1 protein-coding gene is annotated in these 2,723 nt (G+C 71.4%); it reads right to left on the bottom strand.

Translation table 11 applies throughout. The annotated features are described in order from the left end of the window. A partial coding sequence (locus tag ACFV6V_RS31020; RefSeq protein WP_385571173.1) for a condensation domain-containing protein occupies window positions 1-2,723 on the bottom strand: 2,723 nt, incomplete at both ends.

The following is a 2,723-nucleotide window of genomic DNA, read 5'->3' as shown; positions in this document are numbered from 1 at the left end:
GCACCCGCCACATACAACTCACCCACCACACCCACCGGCACCGGCACCAAACACCCATCCAGCACATACACCCGCGTATTAGCCAACCCACGCCCGATCGCCGGAGCCCGCCCGTCGCCCCGGCCTCCCTGGCGCAGGGATGCGGCCAGCGACCAGATGGTCGTCTCGGTGGGCCCGTAGACATTGGTGACCTCGCGCGCCCGCTCCGTGAGCTCGGCCGCGAGCCCTGCGCCGAGGGCCTCGCCGCCCACCAGGACGCGCAGGCCCCGGACGGCGTCCGGGACGCTGTCGACGACCACGGACCACAGGGAGGGGGTCGCCTGCATCACCGTCACGGTGTGCTTCTCGATCAGCCGCGCGAGGGCGCTCGGGTCCTTCGCCTCATCGGCGGTGGCGATGACGACGCAGGCGCCTTCACGCACCGGAAGCAGAAGTTCGAGGTGGGCGATGTCGAAGGCGACGGTGGTCACGGCGAGCCATCGGTCGTCCCGCCCCAGGGGCATGCGGTCGCGCATGGCGTCCAGCAGGTTGGCGAGGTTCAGATGGCTGACGGCGACGCCCTTCGGCCGACCGGTCGAGCCGGACGTGTAGATCGCGTAGGCCATGCGGTGCGGGCTGAACCGGCCCGCCGGTGCGTCGACGGACGCGTCGTCGTCCGCCGGGCCGGAGAGCCGGGACGCCAACTCGGGCTCGTCCAGCGCCAGCCAGCCGTCCTCGCCCACAGCCGCGCGGGTGGCTCGGTCGGACAGCACCACGACAGGCTCCGCGTCGGACAGCACCATCGCTATGCGTCCCCTGGGGAGCCCGGAGTCGACGGGGAGGTACGCGGCTCCCGTCCTGTGTACGGCGACAAGGGCGACGAGCAGATCGAGCGAGCGCTCCATGGCCACGGCGACAAGCCGCTCAGGGCCCGCTCCCCGCGTGAGCAGATACCGGGCCAGGCGCTGCGACCGGGCGTCCAGCTCCCGGTAGCTGAGCGAGTCGTCGCCACAGATCGCGGCCATGGCGTCCGGAGTCTCGTTCGCCCGCTGCCCCAGCCACTCGGGCACGGTCCGTGTGCCCACCTCCAGGGTGCGGCCACCACCCGCTTCGAGCAGCGCCGTGCGCTCGGCCGGGGCGAGCATGTCCAGCCTTGCCACGGGCCGGGCCGGGTCTGCGGCCGCCTCCGTGAGGAACCGCTGGAACCAGCTCGCCACACGTTCGGCCGTGGCCCGGTCGAACAGATCCCGCGCGTAGACGAGCCGTCCCTCAAGACCGGTGTCGGTCTCGGTGATGTCGAAGAGCAGGTCGAAGGCGACCGAGCGGTCCCGACCGTCCGTCAGCGGCGCCACTTCCAAGCCCGGCAGATCCACCGTGGCCGCCGCGTTGTTCTGGAGGCTGAGCATGGTCTGGAACAGCGGATGGCGGGCTGGACTGCGCGTCGGGCTGACCGCATCCACCACCTTCTCGAACGGCACATCCTGGTGGTCGAGCGCGGCGAGCACCTCGGCGCGCGCCCGGTCCACGAGTGCCTCGAAGCTCGGTGCACCGGTCAGGTCGGTGCGTATGACGACGGTGTTGAGGAAGCAGCCGACCAACTCGTCCATCGCGACATCGCTACGACCGGCGACGGGGCTGCCCACCGCGATGTCGCTGCCCGCGCCGAGCCGGTGCAGGAAGCCCGCCAGTCCGGCGTGCAGCACGGTGAACAGGCTGGCCCGGTGCCGTCGGGCCAGTGCGGTCAGACGACCGTAGTCATGGGAGGTCAGCCGCAGCGCGACGGAGTCCGCCTCATGGGACGCGACGGGCGGCCGTGGCCGGTCGGTGGGGAGAGCGAGCTCCTCGGGGAGGCCGTCGAGGGTACGCCGCCAGTGGGCGAGCTGCTGCGCGAACACACTGCCCTCGTCCTCGGGCGACCCCAGCACCTCACGCTGCCACAACGTGAAATCGGCGTACTGCACCGGCAGTTCGCCCCAGCCCGGCGCGCCACCGCCCAGCCGCGCACGGTACGCCACCGAGAGATCACGGAGAAACGGCGCTGCCGACCATCCGTCAAAGGCGATGTGGTGGATCGTCACCAGCAGGATGTGTTCGGTGTCGCCCGTGGCCAGCAGGAGAGCCCGCAGCGGTGGTTCCGTCGCCAGGTCGAAGCCCTGCGCCGATGCCCCGACGGCGATCGCTGCCGGTGCCTGCTCGGGTGCGATCCGGCTGACGGGCAGCTCCAGTCGGGCCTCGACGGAATCGGATTCGGGGTCCAGCACGCACTGGCGCGCGACCCCGTCCGCGGTGCGGAAGACCGTGCGCAGACTCTCATGGCGCCCCACCACGTCCCGGAGCGCGGCTCGCAGCGCCACCGTGTCCAGGTCGCCCGACAGCCGCAGCGCCGTGGTGATCGCCTGTGCGTCGCCTGCGCGGTCCTCGGAATCCTTGGAGAGCTCCCCGTGGAACCAGAACCGTGTCTGGGAGAAGGACAGCGGCAGGGTGTCCGGGCGGGTCCGCGGCTTCAGCGGGATCCGGGAGGGCTCCGCGGTGGCAAACCGGGCGGCGAGTCCGGCGGGCGTGCGTGCTTCGAAGACCGTACGCATGTCGATCTGCGCGTCCAGCTCGGAGCGGAGGCGGCCGACGAGCCGGACGGCGAGCAGCGAGTGCCCGCCGAGGTCGAAGAAGTCGTCGTCGATACCGACCTGTTCACGCCCCAGCAGATCGGCGAACAGACCGCACAGCAACTCCTCCACCGCCGTACG

Origin of the sequence: Streptomyces sp. NPDC059828, assembly GCF_042731955.1 — a bacterium.
Taxonomy (GTDB): Bacteria; Actinomycetota; Actinomycetes; order Streptomycetales; family Streptomycetaceae; genus Streptomyces.
Note: the sequence above shows the minus strand (reverse complement) of the source record. Positions and strands in the feature narration are given on the sequence as shown.